13 protein-coding genes are annotated in these 17,105 nt (G+C 63.5%); 4 read left to right on the forward strand and 9 right to left on the reverse strand.

Annotated elements, in window-relative coordinates; all coding sequences use genetic code 11:
* Nucleotides 1–33: 33 nt before the first annotated feature.
* Nucleotides 34–1,053: an NADP-dependent oxidoreductase gene (locus tag ACLIKD_RS05505; protein ID WP_428827500.1), complete on the reverse strand. Its 1,020-nt coding sequence runs from the start codon at nucleotides 1,051–1,053 to the stop codon at nucleotides 34–36.
* Between the two features lie 216 nt (nucleotides 1,054–1,269).
* On the opposite strand from ACLIKD_RS05505, the gene ACLIKD_RS05510 reads away from it, so the two are divergent.
* The 3 genes from ACLIKD_RS05510 to ACLIKD_RS05520 all read left to right on the forward strand — a co-directional run bounded on the left by ACLIKD_RS05510 (nucleotide 1,270) and on the right by ACLIKD_RS05520 (nucleotide 3,371).
* Nucleotides 1,270–2,286: a LysR family transcriptional regulator gene (locus tag ACLIKD_RS05510; RefSeq protein WP_428827501.1), complete on the forward strand. Its 1,017-nt coding sequence runs from the start codon at nucleotides 1,270–1,272 to the stop codon at nucleotides 2,284–2,286.
* 48 nt (nucleotides 2,287–2,334) lie between these two features.
* Nucleotides 2,335–2,871 carry a flavin reductase family protein gene (locus tag ACLIKD_RS05515; protein ID WP_428827502.1) on the forward strand — a complete coding sequence of 179 codons (537 nt, stop codon included), beginning with the start codon at nucleotides 2,335–2,337 and terminating at the stop codon, nucleotides 2,869–2,871.
* A gap of 80 nt (nucleotides 2,872–2,951) precedes the next feature.
* A complete protein-coding gene (locus ACLIKD_RS05520; RefSeq protein ID WP_428827503.1) occupies nucleotides 2,952–3,371 on the forward strand; it encodes a c-type cytochrome in 420 nt (139 codons plus the stop codon).
* 41 nt (nucleotides 3,372–3,412) lie between these two features.
* On the opposite strand, the gene ACLIKD_RS05525 is transcribed toward ACLIKD_RS05520, so the two are convergent.
* Nucleotides 3,413–5,041, reverse strand: a complete 1,629-nt coding sequence (locus ACLIKD_RS05525; protein ID WP_226419315.1) for a methyl-accepting chemotaxis protein — start codon at nucleotides 5,039–5,041, stop codon at nucleotides 3,413–3,415.
* Between the two features lie 98 nt (nucleotides 5,042–5,139).
* A complete protein-coding gene (locus ACLIKD_RS05530) occupies nucleotides 5,140–5,790 on the reverse strand; it encodes a ribonuclease HI family protein (RefSeq protein ID WP_428827504.1) in 651 nt (216 codons plus the stop codon).
* Between the two features lie 269 nt (nucleotides 5,791–6,059).
* Here ACLIKD_RS05530 and chrA point away from each other — a divergent pair, with 269 nt between their 5' ends.
* Nucleotides 6,060–7,424 (forward strand): chromate efflux transporter, encoded by a 1,365-nt coding sequence (chrA, locus tag ACLIKD_RS05535; protein ID WP_428827505.1) that lies wholly within the window; start codon nucleotides 6,060–6,062, stop codon nucleotides 7,422–7,424.
* 34 nt (nucleotides 7,425–7,458) lie between these two features.
* Here chrA and ACLIKD_RS05540 read toward each other — a convergent pair whose 3' ends face one another.
* The 6 genes from ACLIKD_RS05540 to ACLIKD_RS05565 form a co-directional block, all read right to left on the reverse strand.
* Complete coding sequence (locus ACLIKD_RS05540; RefSeq protein WP_428827506.1) at nucleotides 7,459–10,185, reverse strand: M16 family metallopeptidase; 2,727 nt, start codon at nucleotides 10,183–10,185, stop codon at nucleotides 7,459–7,461.
* Nucleotides 10,186–10,201: 16 nt separating this feature from the next.
* Nucleotides 10,202–11,302 (reverse strand): cytochrome-c peroxidase, encoded by a 1,101-nt coding sequence (locus ACLIKD_RS05545; RefSeq protein ID WP_428828380.1) that lies wholly within the window; start codon nucleotides 11,300–11,302, stop codon nucleotides 10,202–10,204.
* A gap of 4 nt (nucleotides 11,303–11,306) precedes the next feature.
* The gene (locus ACLIKD_RS05550; protein WP_428827507.1) at nucleotides 11,307–14,099 is read right to left on the reverse strand and encodes a hypothetical protein; all 2,793 of its coding nucleotides are present in this window, start codon (nucleotides 14,097–14,099) and stop codon (nucleotides 11,307–11,309) included.
* Between the two features lie 162 nt (nucleotides 14,100–14,261).
* Nucleotides 14,262–15,311 (reverse strand): FecR family protein, encoded by a 1,050-nt coding sequence (locus ACLIKD_RS05555; protein ID WP_428827508.1) that lies wholly within the window; start codon nucleotides 15,309–15,311, stop codon nucleotides 14,262–14,264.
* 8 nt (nucleotides 15,312–15,319) lie between these two features.
* Nucleotides 15,320–15,835, reverse strand: a complete 516-nt coding sequence (locus ACLIKD_RS05560; RefSeq protein ID WP_428827509.1) for a sigma-70 family RNA polymerase sigma factor — start codon at nucleotides 15,833–15,835, stop codon at nucleotides 15,320–15,322.
* Nucleotides 15,836–16,120: 285 nt separating this feature from the next.
* Nucleotides 16,121–17,089: a hypothetical protein gene (locus ACLIKD_RS05565; protein WP_428827510.1), complete on the reverse strand. Its 969-nt coding sequence runs from the start codon at nucleotides 17,087–17,089 to the stop codon at nucleotides 16,121–16,123.
* Between the last annotated feature and the right edge of the window lie 16 nt (nucleotides 17,090–17,105).

Below are 17,105 nucleotides of genomic sequence, written 5' to 3' on the forward strand. Positions count from 1 at the left end.
TGGGGTCGAGATCGGGTTGCGAACGGCTCTGCCTCACCGGACGGTGAGCACGATCTTGCCCTGGATATGCCCGCGGGCAGCGCGTTCGTGGGCCTGGCGCGCATCGGCAAGCGGAAACGTGCTGTCGATGGCGACGCGAATTGCACCGCTATCGAGCAAGCGTCCGAGTTCTGCAAGCTGTGGGCCATTCGAGCGCACCTGGGTGGCCGAGACCGTGATGCCCAACTTCTCGGCCTCCGCGGCAGCGGAAAAGCCGAGGGGAAAGATTGGGAACAAGGCGCCACCAGGCTTCAGCGTGGGCAGGAAACGACCGCTGGTCGGGCCGCCAACTGCGTCGATGACGAGATCGACGTTGCGGGCGACCGCCTCGGGAGCAACTTTGGTGTAGTCAATGAATTCGTCGGCACCGAGATCGCGCAGGAACGCTTCGTGCTCCCCCGATGCCACCGCGATGACGTGCGCCCCTTTCAATTTTGCGATCTGCACCGCGAAGTGCCCGACGCCGCCTGCGGCACCGTTGACGAGCACGGTCTTGCCGGCGAGCGGTACTGGCTCATGCCTGTTCGGCTGCAGCGGGTTCGCTTCATCGTGCCCCAGCTCGATCATGAACTGCCAGGCGGTGAGCAGCGACATCGGCGCTCCGGCGGCATGTACGTAATCGATGCCAGCCGGCTTGAACGCAACTTCCGATGCTGGCACGCTGACGTACTCGGCATAGCCCCTGCTGTCACCGGCAAGGCCACTGGGAAAACGAACCATCGCATACACTTCGTCGCCGACGGAGAATTCCCTGACATCATTAGCGACTGCCGCGACAACGCCCGCCACGTCCGTCCCCAGAATGACGGGAAAGGATACCTGCGGCTGCCACTCAGGGGGCAGCATCTTGTACCCGCCGCGCAGGTACCAGTCGGGTGGGTTCAGGCCAATCGCGTGCACGCGAACGAGTACTTCGCCAGGCTGCAACTCGGGCATCGGCGCATCCTCGTAATGCAGCACCTCAGGGCCACCGAATTCGTGCTGCCGAATCGCTTTCATTGTGTTTGACGCCATTACTCTGTCCTTTCTGTGCGGATGCTCAAGCTCAGCATAGGCGAGCAATTCAGGGGGAAGCATCCGGTCAGTTGATGAGTGGCGTGTTCCGCTTGGGCTGAAGCAGAAGTACCAGTGGGACGATTTTGGGCATTATTCGCCAATGGATAAAGATATGTATTCTGACAACATTATTCGGTAAGATTGAACAATATCAACGACCAAAGATGGGCGACGATGGACCGTTTTCAAGCCATGCAGGTGTTCACTGGGGTGGTGGATGCCAACAGTTTTTCCCGTGCCGCCGACAATCTGGGCATGCCCCGGGCGACGGTGACGACCACCATCCAGAATCTGGAAGCCCTGCTTCAGGTCCGCCTGCTCAACCGGACGACGCGGCGGATCAGCCTGACGCCGGACGGTGCCGCCTATTACGAGCACTGCGCCCGCATCCTCGGTGAAGTCGAGGAAACCGAGTCGGCGTTTCGCGACGTGGCGCGCGGCCCGAAGGGACGGCTGCGCATCGACGTGCCATCGACCATCGGCCGGCTGATCCTGATTCCCCGGCTGTGCGACTTCCATAGCCGCTATCCGGACGTCGATCTGGTGATCGGCATGGGCGATCGTCAGGTCGATCTGGTCCGCGAGGCGGTCGATTGCGTCATCCGCGTCGGCGAGTTGCAGGATTCGACGCTGGTCGCCCGGCGCATCGGCACCTTCAAGGCGCTTACCTGCGCTGCCCCGGACTACCTCGAACGCTATGGCGTGCCGACCAGCATCGATGATTTGCAAAGCCATCTGGCCGTGCATTATTTCTCCAGCCAGACTGGCCGCACCATCGACTGGGATTTCATCGTCGATGGCGTATCGACGCCGGTCAAGATGCGCGGCAGCGTTTCGGTCAACGACGGCGAAGCCTATGTCGCCTGCGGCTTGCAGGGTTTCGGGCTGATCCAGCCGCCGCTCTACATGGTGCTGCCGCATCTGGAATCGGGAGCGCTGCAGGAAGTTCTGCCGCACATCTCGCCCTCGCCGATGCCGATCTCGGTGGCTTATATGCAGAATCGTCACTTGTCGCCGAAAGTCCGGGCCTTCGTGGACTGGGTGGCCGAATTGTTCGGCGCCTGTCCGCTGCTCGGCGGGGTCGAGGCGGGTGAGGGCGAATGTAAATTCAGTGTCAAGTCCGGCTACAACACGCTGAGAACCGAGCTCGACCGGGCGAATGTAGCGGAGCAGGCGGGTTATAGGGAATAATGACTCGAGCCTCGGCTCAAGAAGTTTATTGCTGGCAAGGAGAACGAAATGACCAAAAGCGAGTTTCCTCTCGGTGAAGTCTATGGCCACCTCGAAACGGGGCCGGTACTGCTGCTGTCCACCCGCCACAAGGGCAAGGCCAACGTGATGACCATGTCGTGGCATACGATGATGGAATTCGAGCCGCCGCTGGTCGGCTGTGTCGTCAGCGGCAACGATTTCAGCTTTCAGGCGCTGAAGGCGACCAAGCAGTGCGTCCTCAACATCCCGTCGGTCGAACTGGCGACCCAGGTCGTCGGCTGCGGCAATACCTCAGGTCTTGATACCGACAAATTCGCCGAGTTCAAGCTGACCCCGCTGGCGGCCGATCTGGTCGACGCGCCGCTGATCGCCGAGTGCTTCGTCAACCTCGAGTGTCGCATCGTCGATACGCGGCTGGTCAATCGCTACAACTTTTTCGTCCTCGAGGTGGTCAAGGCCTGGCGTAACCCGGCCGGCCCCGAGCCGCACACGCTTCATCATCGGGGCAACGGCGTTTTCATGGTGGCCGGCGAGACGATCAAGCTGCCATCGAAAATGAAGTAGGCGAGGCCAGTCGCCGCAATTTCGCCCAGGCCGGCTGCCGAATGAGGATGGCCAGCCGGACATCACCAAAGATAACCATCATGCAAAAGATCTCCACCATCGCCGTGCTGCTGCTCTGTTCCCTGGCTGGCGCGGCCAATGCCGCCGATGACAGCGGCGCGCTCGGCCAACGCGAATTCCTGAAGAGCTGCGCGACCTGCCATGGTTCCGACGGCAAGGCGCGGACTCCCGCTGCCGGGGCCGCCAAGCCGGCCCCCGCCGATTTGACGCAATTGTCGAAGAAGAACGGCGGGTATTTTCCGACCGCCCGCGTCTACGAAACCATCGACGGCCGCCTGGCGGTGGCAGCCCATGGCCCGCGCGACATGCCGCTGTGGGGGCAGGTTTACACCCGTCAGGCGGGGCCGGCCGCGAACAATCCTTACCCGGCCGAAGCCGCGGTGCGGTCGCGCATCCATGCGCTGATCGACTACATCTACCTGCTTCAGGAGAAGGATTAGTCGGGCGCCGCGCCGGCCGGTGCCGCCCTGCCTGCCGCCGGCTAGATCCTGAATCGGCCGACGATTTCCTGCATGCGCTGCGCTGTCCGGTCCATGCTCTCGGCGGCCTGCGAGGTTTCGTGGGCAATGGCGCTGGCCTCTTCCGACTGGGTCGCGATCTGTTCGATCCGGACCGCGACATCGGTCGATGCCGTCGATTGTTCGCGCAGGCCGTTGTCGACCTCACGCACGACATCGGCGACCTGTTGAGCCATCTGGCGCAATTGCGCAATCGACGCGCCGGCCTGCTGCGCCAGTTCGACGCTGCTGTCGGCCAGCTCGACGCCTTGCGCGACGCCGCTGACGACGTGCCCGGTCGATTGCTGGATGGCATTGACCATGCCGCTGATCTCGCCGGTCGATACCGCCGTCCGTTCCGCCAGCTTGCGCACCTCGTCGGCCACCACGGCAAAGCCGCGCCCGGTTTCGCCGGCCCGCGCCGCTTCGATCGCGGCATTCAGGGCGAGCAGGTTGGTCTGGTCGGCAATGTCGCGGATCACCGCGACGATGCTCGAAATCTTTTCCGACTCCAGCTTGAGTCCGTGGATCTGTTCCGCTGCGTTGCGGACGACATTGGCCAACTGGTTGATCTGGCCGACCAGCGCGACGATGGCCTGGTTGCCCTGGGCCGCCTGTTCGTCGGACGCATTGGCCAGGCGCGAGGCTTCGTTGGTGTTGTCCGATACATGATTGATCGAGACGGTCAGTTCCTCGACATTGGCGGCAATCGCCGAAGCGGCGCTGCTCTGGACCGAGGATGACTGGTCGATCAACTGCACCGCATGGTTCAGCGACTTCGAGGCTTCGAGAATCTGGCCGGCGCTGCTCAGCGTCTCGCCCATCGCCGAGCGCAAGGATTGCTGCATGTCGCCGACGGCGCCCACCAGCTTGCCCACCTCGTCGCGACTGGTCGGCCCCATCTCGCCGCGCAGGTCGCCGCCCGCGATGCGGCGCGCCGCGACCACCGCGGTATCCAATTGGTGACCCATGCGCTGGGCGATCAGATAGGAAACCAGCAGGGCCAGCGCAATGCCGGCCAGCAGGGCCGAGATGCCGCCAACCAAGGCCGTCCCGACGCGCTTCTCGGCGCTCGCCGAGGCTTGGTCCGCACCGTCCCGGTTCAGCTTGGCCAGTTCGTCGGTCTTGTCGCGCAGGGCATTGGCGGTCTTGACCCATTCGCTCCGGCGCAATTGCTGGGCCTCGTCTTCCTTGCCGCTGCGGGCCAGGGCGATCGCCTTGTCGACGGCGGCCTGGTAGCCTTCCACCGCCTTCACGGTGTCCTGGTAGATGGCCCGTTCCTGATCGGAGCTGATCAGCTTTTCGTAGGTTTTCAAGGCGGCCTGGAGCGATTCGTTGAGCTTGCCGAGACTGCCTTCGATCTTGGCTTTTTCCTCGGCGCTCCCCGGCAGCATGTATTCCAGGCTACGCACGCGGTAGCGCAGGCGAAGCTGGCTGATTTCGCCCACGGCCTGGACCGACGGCAGCCAGTTTTTGGCGATCTGCTCGGTGTCCTTGCCGACCGCCTGGATTTGCAGAACGCAGAAGAGCACGGCAACGATCAGCACACCGCCGCTGGCGAGAAAGTTGATCAGCAATTTGTAGCGTAGCGACAGGTTATCGAGCCAAGCCATGACTGTCTCCAATATTGTAAAAATATTAAATGTAGCTCATATGATAGTCTGCGCGCGGTGTTCTTGCTTGGTTTTTACCGGCCGACATCTCGAAGGTCTCAATCGAGCAGCAGCGCTTCTTTCAACGCAACCGGGAGCAGCTTCCGGTGCCAAAAATACTCATGGCCGAAATTGTTCTCGACCTGCAGCGCGCATCCCTTATCCAGGGCCAGTTGGGTGGGTTTGCCGCCTTCGCGTAATTTTGCCGCGTCCATCCGTTTTCCCAGCGCCACGCCGGACAAGCCAAACGGCTTGCCAATCTCCGTGATTTTCATCCACACCGATCGGTCGATGGGCGCCGCCGTCGCAACCCCGATGGCGCGTTTCGAGAGGGCGTCGGCTTCGGTGTTTTCTTCGCGCGGAATCCAGCAAAGACTGACGTTGGGAATCAGCGCCTTCAGTTCGACTACGGTCTTGCAGAGCGGGACCAGCCCCCGTGCGTTGATCAACCACTCGCCGCTGACCTGCTTGATCACCAGCTGGCTGTCGCCGTAGACGACGAGGTTTTGTACCCCGGCCTCGACGGCCGCATCGAGTACCGCCATCAGCGCACAGTATTCGGCCTCGTTGTTCGTGCCTTCGCCAATCGCCTGGGCAATCTCCACGATCTGGCCGGCCGGTCCTTTAAGGACTGCCCCGATGCCGCGTATTCCTGGGTTGGTGTCTTTCGTCGCCCCGTCGAACCAGGCGTGCCAGGTACCGATGTCCATTCGATAATTTCTCCATTGATTCAGCCGCTATACTGCCCGCCTTAATTTGGCGGATAGAGCCGTCCGGCATGATAAGTTGGAATAACTGGCAAACCTACGATCGCTACGGATAAGCGTTGCAGTTTTTCCAGCCCTCAGCCGTCGGAAGCAAGCGGTATCAAGAGCGCACTGGCTGCCCTGCGCGACACCATCGCCGACGATGACCAGTTGCAGGCGCTCGCCAGCATCATCTTTGACGGACTGCTGGCCTCCTTTGAGAAAGGCCCGAAATGATCAATCAAGCCCCGGCAGCAACATCCGAAACGCTCGCCGCCGTACCGGCTGAAGTCAGCTTCTGGGAGGCCTTCCGGTTCTGGTTGAAGCTCGGTTTCATCAGCTTTGGCGGCCCGGCGGGGCAGATTTCCATCATGCATCAGGAGTTGGTCGAGCGCCGCCGCTGGATTTCCGAACGGCGCTTTCTCCACGCCCTCAACTACTGCATGGTGCTGCCCGGACCGGAAGCCCAGCAACTGGCCACCTACATCGGCTGGCTGATGCACCGGACGTGGGGCGGCATCGTGGCCGGCGGCCTGTTCGTGCTGCCGTCACTCTTCACCCTGATTGGTTTGTCGTGGATCTATATCGCCTTTGGCGAGATGCCGTTGGTGGCCGGTCTGTTCTACGGCATCAAGCCGGCAGTAACCGCCATCGTCGTGCAGGCCGCCCACCGCATCGGCTCGCGGGCCCTGAAGAACAACGTGCTCTGGGCGATTGCCGCCGCCTCTTTCGTCGCCATCTTCGCGCTCAACCTGCCATTCCCCGCCATCGTCGCGGCCGCTGCGACGATCGGTTACTTCGGCGGGCGGATAGCCCCGGCCAAGTTCAAAACCGGGGGCGGACACGACAAGGCGGACCAGTCGTTTGGCCGCGCATTGATTGATGACGACACCCCAACCGCGGCGCATGCACTGTTCAGCTGGACTCACCTGTGGCAAGTCGCCGGCGTGGGTGGCTTGCTCTGGCTGATGCCAATGGGGACGCTTGTTGCCGCCTACGGCTGGGAGCACACCCTGACGCAGATGGGCTGGTTCTTCACCAAAGCCGCCTTGCTGACCTTCGGCGGTGCTTATGCGGTCCTCCCCTATGTCTATCAGGGCGCTGTCGGGCACTACCACTGGCTGACGCCAACCCAGATGATTGACGGTCTGGCTCTCGGCGAAACCACGCCGGGGCCACTCATCATGGTGGTCACCTTCGTCGGCTTCGTCGGAGGTTACGTCAAGGCGGTGTTTGGTCCGGACAGCCTGTTTCTGGCCGGCGCAGTCGCCGCCATGCTGGTCACCTGGTTTACCTTCCTGCCGTCCTTCATCTTTATTCTGACCGGCGGGCCGTTCATCGAGACGACCCACAATGACCTGAAATTCACCGCACCACTGACCGCCATTACGGCTGCGGTGGTCGGCGTCATCCTCAACCTGGCCTTGTTCTTCGGCTATCACGTCCTATGGCCGAAGGGCTTCGCCGGGGCGTTCGAATGGGGATCGGCGGTCATCGCACTGGGCGCCGCCATTGCCTTGTTCCGCTTCAAGACGAATGTCATCCAGATCATTGGCCTGTGCGCAGTGATCGGGTTCGTGATGAAGACGCTGTTGTAATTTTCGAATGCAGGCCGGCCAGCCTGCATTCGATCTACAGCCCCTTGCCCGTGCTCCAGACAATTGAAGTATCGGCCAAGTATTTGCGGAGAGCTTCGGTCACCGCGGCCGCGCCAAGCTGCTCGATCTGCCGGTCGAACCGCGCCAGCCATGCGTAGTCGCGACCGCTGTACATGCCTTGGGACAGTTGCCGGACCAGGCCATTCTCGGCCGTCAGCGATTTGCTGCGCTCCTGCTTCCACAGTGATTTCGCCCGGGTCACCTCGGCTTCGCTGAAACCTCCGGCCAAGGCGCGCGCCAACTCTTCCTTGAGCATTGCCAATGCGTTTTCGGCATTGCTGCTGGCCACGCTGGTGCTGATGCTGAGCCGGCTGCGCGGCTCGAAATTGCTTCCGGCCAGCGCTGCACCGGCGCTGTAGGCGAGGCCCTCGCGTTCGCGCAGACGGGTTCGGATCCGGCTGTCGGTATCGCCGCCGAGCAGCCTGACGGCGATGCGCAGGGCCGGAAAGTCGGGGTCGTCTTCCGTGATGCGCAGCAGGGCGATGCCCTGGACATCGGCGTTGGGCCGATCTGCCCTGGCGACGCTGACCGGGCGGTCGTCAACGCCGGTCGGTGCGCCGATGTCGCGGATCCGCTCGTAGGGCTGCCGGGCCGGCGGCAGCTCGACCAGCCTGGCCCACATCGCCTCGACATCCGTTCGGGAAAAATCGCCGACGACCGCCAGCCTGATCTGCGAGATACCTGAAAAATCGGCGATGCAGCGCCGTATCTCGGCGATGTCGACGGCCTCGACATCGGCCCGGGCCTGGGCCAGCGAACGCGGCCGGAATGGATGGTCGGCCGGGTAATTGTCGAATCGACGGGCGACGGCATTGCCGGCCAGCTGTGCCGGATCTTTCAGGGCTGCTTCCAGTCCGGCGAGCCGCGCCGCCTTCAGGCGTTCGAACTCGCCGACCGGGAGCAGCGGCGTTTTCCAGGCCGCCAGCAGCAGGTCCAGTCCCGCCTCGATATTGGCGCGCGGGGCCTCCAGCGAGATACCGCCGAGGCCGATCGACCCGCGCGCCTGCAAGGCCTCCAGTCGACCGGCCAGCGCTTCGCGATCCAGCCCGCCACCGCCGTAAGCCATCAGGCTGCTGGCCAGCGCGCAGGACGTTTGACGAGTGCTCAGCGCCGCGGCGTTGCCGTAGTCGTTGGCGATGCTCACCCAGGCCAGATTGCCCTGGGTCCGGCGGGCGATCAGTTCGGCCCGGGCGCGCTGGCCGTCGAGCGGGATGGCCACAACCTGCGCCGCCAGTTCGTCGAGCGATGTCGGCAGCGGATCGGCCGAGGCGGCGATGGCCGCCCAGTCCCGCCCGGCCAGCAGGGCGGCAAGCGGCTCGGCCTTGGGCATGGTCGGCGGGGTAGCACCTTCGGCGTGACGCAACAGGACATCGCTGCGATTGATACCGATCAGCCATTTCTTCAGGGCCTGATTGGCTTCTTCCAGCGTCAGATCGGCGACGATGTCGCGCTGCCGGAAGAAGAGGCGCCAGTCGCCGGCCACTTCCGCCTGCGACAGGCGGGCGGCGAACGATTCGTGGGCGCTGCCCAGGCGTTCGAAGGCGTTCAGTTCATTGCGCCGGGCGCGCTCCAGTTGCTCGGCCGAAATGCCGCTTTGGGCGAAGCGCTCGACATGTTCCAGCAAGGCGCGCGACAGCGCTTCGGCATCGGCCGCCTGGCCGGCCGAGGCCGAAGCCAGCAACAGGCTGTAGTCGGGCTGGGCCTGCACGCCGCAGGAGACGCCGATCGCCAGGCGCTGTTCGAGGACCAGTGCGCGGCGCAGGCTGCCCCAGCTTTCGGCGCAGAGGGCAGTGCTCGCCAGATCGACCGCCAGGGTCTCCCGTTCGTTCATGCCCGGCAACTTCCAGGCGGCGGCGCCGATCACCTTGCCGGCCGCCAGGAACAGTTCGCTGCGATTTGTCACCGCCCGGGCTTCTTCCCGCGTCCAGGTGGCGGGGCGCGGGGTGGCCGGCAAGCGGGCCGCGGCGAACAGGCGCCCGGCCAACTTCAGCACGCGCTGGCTGTCGAATTTGCCGGAAACGATCAGCGCCGCGTTGTCGGGCCGATAGTGCCGTTGGTGAAAAGCTTGCAGTGCGGCAAACGGCGCTTCCTCGATGTCGCTGCGGGCACCGATGGTCGACCGGCCGTAGCCGTGCCAGAAATAGCTCTGGCGTTGCAGGGCGCGGATTACCAGGCTGTTCGGATCGTTGTCTTTGCGCTCCAGTTCGTTGCGCACCACCGTCATTTCGCTGACCAGATGTGCCCGGGTGAAAGTTGGCCGGATGAAGCGGTCGGCCTCGATACGGATCGCTTCGTCGATCGTGTCAGGGTCGCCGACGACGGTTTCGAAATAATTGGTCCGTTCCGCCGTCGTCGTTCCATTCCAGGTCGCGCCCAGCGCGGTCAGCTCGCTCTTCAGGTCGGCGCGCCGGCCGGCACTCTTGAACAGCATGTGTTCGAGCAGGTGGGCCATGCCGCTTTCGCCATAGCCCTCCTGCTTGCTGCCGACCTTGACCAGCAGCTCGATCCGGGCCGTGGCGGCGGCCGGAAAGGGGGCGAGGATGATCTTGAAACCGTTGGCCAGCCGATACGACGAAAAGCCGCCGGCCTCTGCCTCAAGCTGCCATGCGGGCGGCGGCGCGGCCGACCCGGGGAAGGGCAGCAGCATGGCGAGAGCGAGCGGAGCGGCACGGAACAGCCGGGACATAAGGGGCATCGTCATCAATCGGAGCGCCGGGTCAAAGTACGTTGAGAAATGCTGCGAGGGCTTGCACTTCGGCTTCGCTCATCTCGAGCGGCTTGAGCAATTCGGAATTGACCGGAAAGCGCGGGTCGGCCGCCTGAACCGCGTTGGCCGGCTTGGGCCTGGGCATGCCGGCGTTGTACATGTTGAGGATGCCGCGCAGCGACGGGAACAGCCCGTTGTGCATCCACGGCCCGCTCTGCGCCACGTTGCGCAGGGTCGGGGTCTTGAATTTGCCGACATCCTGCGGCTCGCCGGTCACCTTGTGGCGGCCGAGATCCTCGTACTTACGCCCGAACCAGGTCAGGCCGAGATTGTGGAACTTGTTGTCGCTGAGCGCCGGGCCGTGGTGGCAGGTCATGCAGCCGGCCTTGGTGCGGAACAGGTGCAGGCCGAGCAGTTCCTGGTCGTCGAGCGCCTGCGCCTGGCCCTTGAGGAAGGCGTCGAAGCGGGTCGCTGTCGGCACCAGCGTCCGCTCGTAGGCGGCCAGCGCCGACTGGATACGCGGCAGCGTCACCGCGTCGTCGCCGTAGGCGCGGCGGAAATCCTCGCGGTAGCCGGCAATGGCGGCAAGCTTGCCGGGCAGCTTGTCGAGCGCCATCGCCATCTCGGCCGGATCGGCGACCGGGCCGAGCGCCTGGTGCTCGAGCGTCGGCGAGCGGCCGTCCCAGAACAGGCTGCTCGCATGGCTGACGCCGACCAGGGCCGGCGCATTGCGCATGCCCTTGCGCCCGGCATGCCCGGGCGTCACCGGCAGCGTGTCGGCAAAGGCATGGTCGGGGCGATGGCAGGAAGCGCAGGCAATTTCCCCCGAGTCGGACAGCGCCTTGTCGTAGAACAGCCGGATGCCCAGGCGGAGCAGCCCATAGGGCACGGTTTTCGGCAAATCGGGCGGGGCGACCGGGGCCATTTCCCGCCACTCGCCGCCGCCCTCGATGCGCGGTGCCGGCCAGGCCTTGAGCGGCACGGCGTAGTGCTGGCGCAGGCAGGTCACGTCCCAAGTCGCCTCCTGGCGGCAAGGTTCGGCGGAAAAGGCCGCCGCCGAGCCCAGGCCGGCGGCAAGCATGGCAAACAACTTGATCGATAGACGCATCATCACCTCAGAATTTGATCCCAAGTTCGAACCAGAACTGACGGCCCTTTTCATAAACCAGATAGGTCCCGGAGTTCTCGATGGCATTGGTCGCATTCAGGATGTTGTCGATGGTCAGCGAGACATAGGGCTTCTGCTCGGTCGGCGTCGGCACATCCCAGTTGATGCGCATGTCCCAGGTGAATGCCGGCTTGAACGAACGGCGGTCGTAATTGGTGTACGAGACGCCGCCGACATCCTGGGTCCCGTTCTGTACGGTCTTCTGATAGCCGGCGCGATAGCGGAAGAAGTTGCCGATACTGAGATTGGCCCGGGGTATCTCGGTCATGAATAGGACCCGTCCGGTCCATGGCCGGTTGTAATTGTCGGCCGGCTTGGCGCCGGCGCTGATCAGACTGCCGTTGTAGACGACGTAATCGAGGCCCCGGTTGTCGTTGTAATCCTGGTCGCTGGTGTAATAGTCGGCATGCGAAGTCCGCGACTTGATTTTTTCCGCCCCGGCCATGATCGACGTCATGGTCCCCCACAGCTTGATCGGGCGCTGCGTTTCGATTGTCATCGACAGCGTCTGTGCCTCGCTGCTGCCGGTATTCTCGAACCAGCGGTTGCCGCTGCTGCGCAACACCTGGACCACCTGGTCGCGGCTCGTCCGGTCTACGTACTTCAGCCCCCAGATGGCGCCGCCCCACCGTTGCTTGATGGCCAGCATGCCTTCGTCGTCGTAAGGTACCTTGAGATCTTCGAAATGATAGCCGGCGGCGGTTGTGCTCATTACCAACGGCCCCCAGTCGGTCAGGCTGCTGCGCGTAAATCCGGAGCCTGTCGTTGCCGACTGCAGCGACAGGCGGTTGGCCTGCATGTAATAGGCCATGAAATTACGCCCGTAGTAACGGTTGGCGCCGGCTTCCAGCCTGGTGTTGCCGTCGCCGAACAGGTCGTAGAAGAAGGCGCTGCGCGGCGCCAGCGTGGCCTCCGGCGCCAAGGCGCTGTCCTCGTAGCGGGCCCCGAGGCGGGCCGTAAAGTTGCCTTTTTTGATCTCGTCCTGCAGAAAAACGCTTCGTGTATCGTCCTTGACGGTGAACTTGCCGGCCAGGTAGACGACGCGGCTTTTCAGATATTGTCCTGCCCAGCCGTTCGAGGTATCGGCCGTCGAGCAATAGGGATCGACCGTTCCGTCAGCCCGGATGCAGTTGCCGCTGTAGGTCGCCGGGGTGTAGTAGGACTCGTATTGGGTCTTGCGGTGATATGAGGATTCCTTCTGGCTCAATTCAAAGCCGGCCTGGAAACGGTGCGCCATTGAGAGCAGCGAAACCGGCTCCCAATCAACTTTCGCCAGATACGCCTGGACACTCTGCTTTTGTTCGACGTCGCCATAGCCACCTTCAAGGCTCAGGGTCGTGGTGCCCCAGTTCTTGTCGGCGGCCGAATAACGCCAGGTCTTGTAAGTGCTCGAATCACCATCGCGCGAGCTTTCCATTTCGGTGGAAGTCAGGCGCTGGCTCACCACGAAGCTGTCGAAGCGGCTGACTATGCCGGCGTTGATCCCCAGGCCACCGGCGGTATAGTTGAATTGGCTGTCCTTGATCATGGAAATGAAGCGTTTGTCGGCGGTCGGTGCGTACTGGATCGAGAAGTCGACGTCATGGTCGACCGTTGGTTTCCAGAAGGCCTTGATAAAGAAATTGTCGGTTTGCCGGGTTTCTTCGGGGGTCGAGCCGACCCCGTTCTTGTAGCCCGAATCGCCGTTCAGCGGGATGGTCGAGGTGCGCCGGATGAAACTGCCGATCAGCCCGAGGTTCTCGGTCGGTTTGCCCTGCAGGGAAAGCTTGTAGGTCCATTTCTCAAACTTGCGGGCGTAATCTGAACTGGTCGTGTCGTTGTAGTCCGACTGCTCTTCCGGCGCGATCTTGTATTCCATCCACGTCGACCGGGTGGTGCCGATCGAGGCCTGGCCGGCAAAGGTCTTGGTCGGCGCGCAGGTATCGGCCGAAACGACGCCGCCGGTAAAGGCGCCGTACTCGACCGGTACGTTGGAATCCCTGACGGTGATCTTGCACAACAGGCTGCTGTCGATGGCAAAGCCCTGGCTGGCCGAGGTGACTTCGGTCGTCGATGAGGATTTGTCGCCGCTCGCCGGATCGATGTCGTTGTTGAAGGACATGCCGTCCAGCTGGTAGAGGTTCTGGTAGAACTTGGCGCCGTTGATGCTGATGTCGGCTGGCGAGATTTCGCCCTGGCGGCCGGTGTGCAGCTGTTTGTTGTCGAACTGCACATTCGGCATGACGCGCAGGATGCTGGTGATGTCGCCATTGCCGGCGGACAGGGAATCGATCACATGGCGATCGACCACCGTGGTTCCCGCCGATTCGCGCTGCTCGACGACCAGGGTTTCTCCCAGCATCGGATCGCCGGCATCTTCCTTGCGGCTCGTCGGGGCCGCCTTGGGGAGCGCCACCAGCATGTAGCCGGCGGCCGTCTTGCTGATGCCGTAGCCGGTATTGCGCAGCAAGGCGCTGAAACCGGCCTCGACCTCGTAGCGCCCCTGCAGACCTTCTGTCCGCAGGTTGCGCAGTTTTTCGGCGTCGACCGCAATTGCCACGCCGGCCTGCAGGGCAAATCGGTTGAGCGCCTCGCCCAGCGGGCCGGCCGGGATATTGTAAGTAGCGGCGATGCCGCTCGATTGGGCCAGGGCCGGGGGGCTGCCGATGACGGCAAGGGCCAGATGAATGGCAAAGACGACGGGTTTTATGGCGCCGCGGATGCCCGGGTCGGCAGCGACGGCTGGGTGGGTGTTGTGCATGATCGGCAGGTTCCTGTTGGCGGTTGAATCTCCCCGGGTGGGGCGAAGGACGCAAAGCGAAACTGGCTAACGCACCTGTCCAACAGGAAATGCCTGGCGGCCGATCATGCCCTTCACTTCCATTGACGAACGAAAAGCGGAAAGCGGAACCGGACCGCCCAATTATTTTTCGGGGAAGCTGCTGTGCGCCTGCGGCGCGAGGTCGACGGCGAGCAGATAGGGAGTGACCGTGCGGACCCGCAGCTCGGGGAAATTGTTGACCAGCAATTGCACGGCGCGGTCGCTGTCGTTCAGCGGCAGTACGGCAGAAACCTTGATCCGGGCGAGCGCTTTCCGGTCATAGAAAATGCGCCCCGGGCGCTGCCGGTCGAGTTCGTCGAGGACATCGGGCAACGGCATTTCCTGCGCCACGAACTGGCGTTTGTACCAGGCCTGGCTGACGCTCGGCGCGTCGATCGGTTCGGCCGGGAGCACACCATCGGCGCCAATCCGCACCTGCTGCCCGGCGCTGACCAGCAGCGGCGCATCGCTCGCCGCACCGGACCGGCTGGCCGGGCTGACCTCGATGCGCGACTCCAGCATCGTGACGATGGTCCATTCAGCTTCGCGCCGCACGGTAAAGCGGGTGCCGAGCGCCTTGATGCGGCCGTGCGCGGTTTCGACGATGAACGGACGGGCGGCGTCCTTGGCAACATCGACCAGGATTTCGCCTTGCACCAGTTCGACGGTACGCGCTGCGCGGCCGAAATCGATGTTGACTGCGCTCAGGCTGCCCAGTGCGATGGTGCTGCCGTCGGCCAATGTGGTTTCCGGCCATTCGCCCTCGCCGGACCGCAGGTCGGTCAGCCAGTAGCTTGGCGTGCGCGCCTGCATGCCGATCCAGGCCGGGAGAATGCACAGGGCGGCGAGCAGCAGCGCCGAGGCCAGCCGCGTCGGCCGTCCTGTTCGGCGGTTTCCGGCCAGCGCGGCATTCAGGGCGCGCCGGGCCGGCTGGGCAACGCCGCCGCCGCCGCCGCGGACCTGGTTCAGGTTGCCGACCAGTTGCTCCATGCGCGCCGCCGCCTCGGCGTGGCGCGGGTCGGCATTTTTCCAGGCGGCGAATCCAGCCTGTGCGGCAGCGCGTTCCGTCGCTTCGTCGGCACTCAGACGGATGATCCATTCGGCCGCTTGACGGGCGACCGGATCAGCGCGGGCAGGGGAGCGTGTCGGCATGGCGCAGATCAGTCGGCGCGAATCCGGTCGCACTGCAACAGGCAGTGCACCAGGTATTTACGAACCATGCGGGTGGAAACACCGAGTTGGGCGGCGATTTCGGCATGCGCCAAGCCTTCCAGGTAGTGCAACAGGAAAGCCTGGCGGGCCTTGGCAGGGACGCCGGTGAGGACCGTCGCGATCTGCTCGAGCGCTTCCAGCGTCAGCAGGGTTTGCTCGGGTGACGGGTGGGCCGGCAGATTTTCGAGGGTGATCGCCAGTTCGGCGAGATAGGTTTTCTCCAGCACTTCCCGGCGCATGCGGTCCACCATCAGACGCTGCGCCGTCGTCGTCAGATAGGCCCGTGGCTCGCGCATCCCGCACAGCGCGTTGCGCGAGACCAGAATGCGCAGGAAAACATCCTGGGCCAGATCGGCGGCGCCGTGGCTGCAGCCGATCTTTCGGCGCAACCAGGCGCACAGCCAGGCGTGATGGTTGGCGTAAAGCTCACCGACAGCAGCGGAGGGAGTGGCTGAAAGGTTCACGTGGGCTTCCTGGGACAATCATCGAAAATGTTTTCAATTGCGAATGATTATCATTGTCTCATTTGGCCTAACTGACGTCAAATTCGGTCTTTATTCTTCGGTGGACGTGAAGTCGCCGCGAAAAGCCGGGTTGATCGGCGTGTTTCGTTCTATGTGGTGGCTTGGGGGCGGGTACCTGCCGTCCTTCCGGGCTTGCCGGGCGAGCGTCGGCAAACCCGGAAGGCTTCTGTTTTCCCGGGGGCTACGAGGTGCCGGAACAGCCCGCATTGCAGCGGGCTGTGGTCTTCAAACGGCGTACGGCCGGTGCAGCCAGCTGCGCACGACGTTGACGTCGCGTTGCGGCAGGTAGGCGAAGCCGGCCAGCGAGTCTTCGACGACGCTTTGGGCGACCCAGTGCGGCACGGCCTTGCTGGTCAGCATGTGGAAGTACCAGGCCATCGGGTAACCGCTTTGGCGATCGAAGCGGGACAGCGCTTCGTTCAGCTTGAGGCCGCTGCTTCCCGTCGTCGCCTCGAATTCCGGCGGTTCGCCGGCCAGCGTGGCGATCGGCTGGGCACGGAAGACCGGTTGCTGGTAGCGGTCGAGATGCTCGCGGGTGGCGATGACCCAGTGGTTGTAATAGGCACTGGTGCCGGAGGCGCTGCTCTTCTGCCAGTCGTCGAGCATGCGATGGATGGCCGCCGGCTCGGGTTTCTGGGCCAGCATGCGCTGCAGGAAGGCGCCGATGTGCTGGATGCGGCGAAAAGTGTAGAAGGGCAGGCCGACCGGGATCGGCATATCGGCACCGCCGCGCGGATCGACGAGTTCTTCCTGCGATGTCGGGTCGTTGACGAATAGTTGATGGACGCGCATTTCCTGCAGGTCTTCGATTTCCAGTTGCAGAAAGCCATCGCTGCTGTCATCGGCCGAGGCGACCAGGTAATGCGTCTGGCCGACCAGCCGGGTGGCGAAGAGGCGCTGATCGGCAAAGTCGTCGATCAGTCGGGCGAAATCGCCGTCGCGTTCGTCCAGGGCGCTCTCGACCCAGGTTTCCAGGCTGTCGGAAACCCGTTGGCCCTGGAGGTCGAGAATGCCACCGAGGCGATACCAGCCGCCCCGACTCAGCGCATGGCGAAACTTCCATTCCGGCAGGGCAAGGCTCAAGGCCTTGACCAGGGCGCCCGGACCGCTGCTGACCGGAACCTTGGCACAGGTTTCGACGACGGCAGGGGCGAGCGATTTGCAGTATTCCAGCCAGGCCAGGTTTTGTTTCATCGGATTTTCCTCGTTA

This window comes from Azonexus sp. IMCC34842, from assembly GCF_050368855.1.
Classification (GTDB): domain Bacteria; phylum Pseudomonadota; class Gammaproteobacteria; order Burkholderiales; family Rhodocyclaceae; genus Azonexus; species Azonexus denitrificans_A.

Coding starts and splice junctions, on each gene's coding strand:
- ACLIKD_RS05505 (WP_428827500.1), bottom strand. CDS start 1,053: ATGGCGTCAAACACAATGAAAGCGATTCGGCAGCACGAATTCGGTGGC.
- ACLIKD_RS05510 (WP_428827501.1), top strand. CDS start 1,270: ATGGACCGTTTTCAAGCCATGCAGGTGTTCACTGGGGTGGTGGATGCC.
- ACLIKD_RS05515 (WP_428827502.1), top strand. CDS start 2,335: ATGACCAAAAGCGAGTTTCCTCTCGGTGAAGTCTATGGCCACCTCGAA.
- ACLIKD_RS05520 (WP_428827503.1), top strand. CDS start 2,952: ATGCAAAAGATCTCCACCATCGCCGTGCTGCTGCTCTGTTCCCTGGCT.
- ACLIKD_RS05525 (WP_226419315.1), bottom strand. CDS start 5,041: ATGGCTTGGCTCGATAACCTGTCGCTACGCTACAAATTGCTGATCAAC.
- ACLIKD_RS05530 (WP_428827504.1), bottom strand. CDS start 5,790: ATGGACATCGGTACCTGGCACGCCTGGTTCGACGGGGCGACGAAAGAC.
- chrA (WP_428827505.1), top strand. CDS start 6,060: ATGATCAATCAAGCCCCGGCAGCAACATCCGAAACGCTCGCCGCCGTA.
- ACLIKD_RS05540 (WP_428827506.1), bottom strand. CDS start 10,185: ATGACGATGCCCCTTATGTCCCGGCTGTTCCGTGCCGCTCCGCTCGCT.
- ACLIKD_RS05545 (WP_428828380.1), bottom strand. CDS start 11,302: ATGATGCGTCTATCGATCAAGTTGTTTGCCATGCTTGCCGCCGGCCTG.
- ACLIKD_RS05550 (WP_428827507.1), bottom strand. CDS start 14,099: ATGCACAACACCCACCCAGCCGTCGCTGCCGACCCGGGCATCCGCGGC.
- ACLIKD_RS05555 (WP_428827508.1), bottom strand. CDS start 15,311: ATGCCGACACGCTCCCCTGCCCGCGCTGATCCGGTCGCCCGTCAAGCG.
- ACLIKD_RS05565 (WP_428827510.1), bottom strand. CDS start 17,089: ATGAAACAAAACCTGGCCTGGCTGGAATACTGCAAATCGCTCGCCCCT.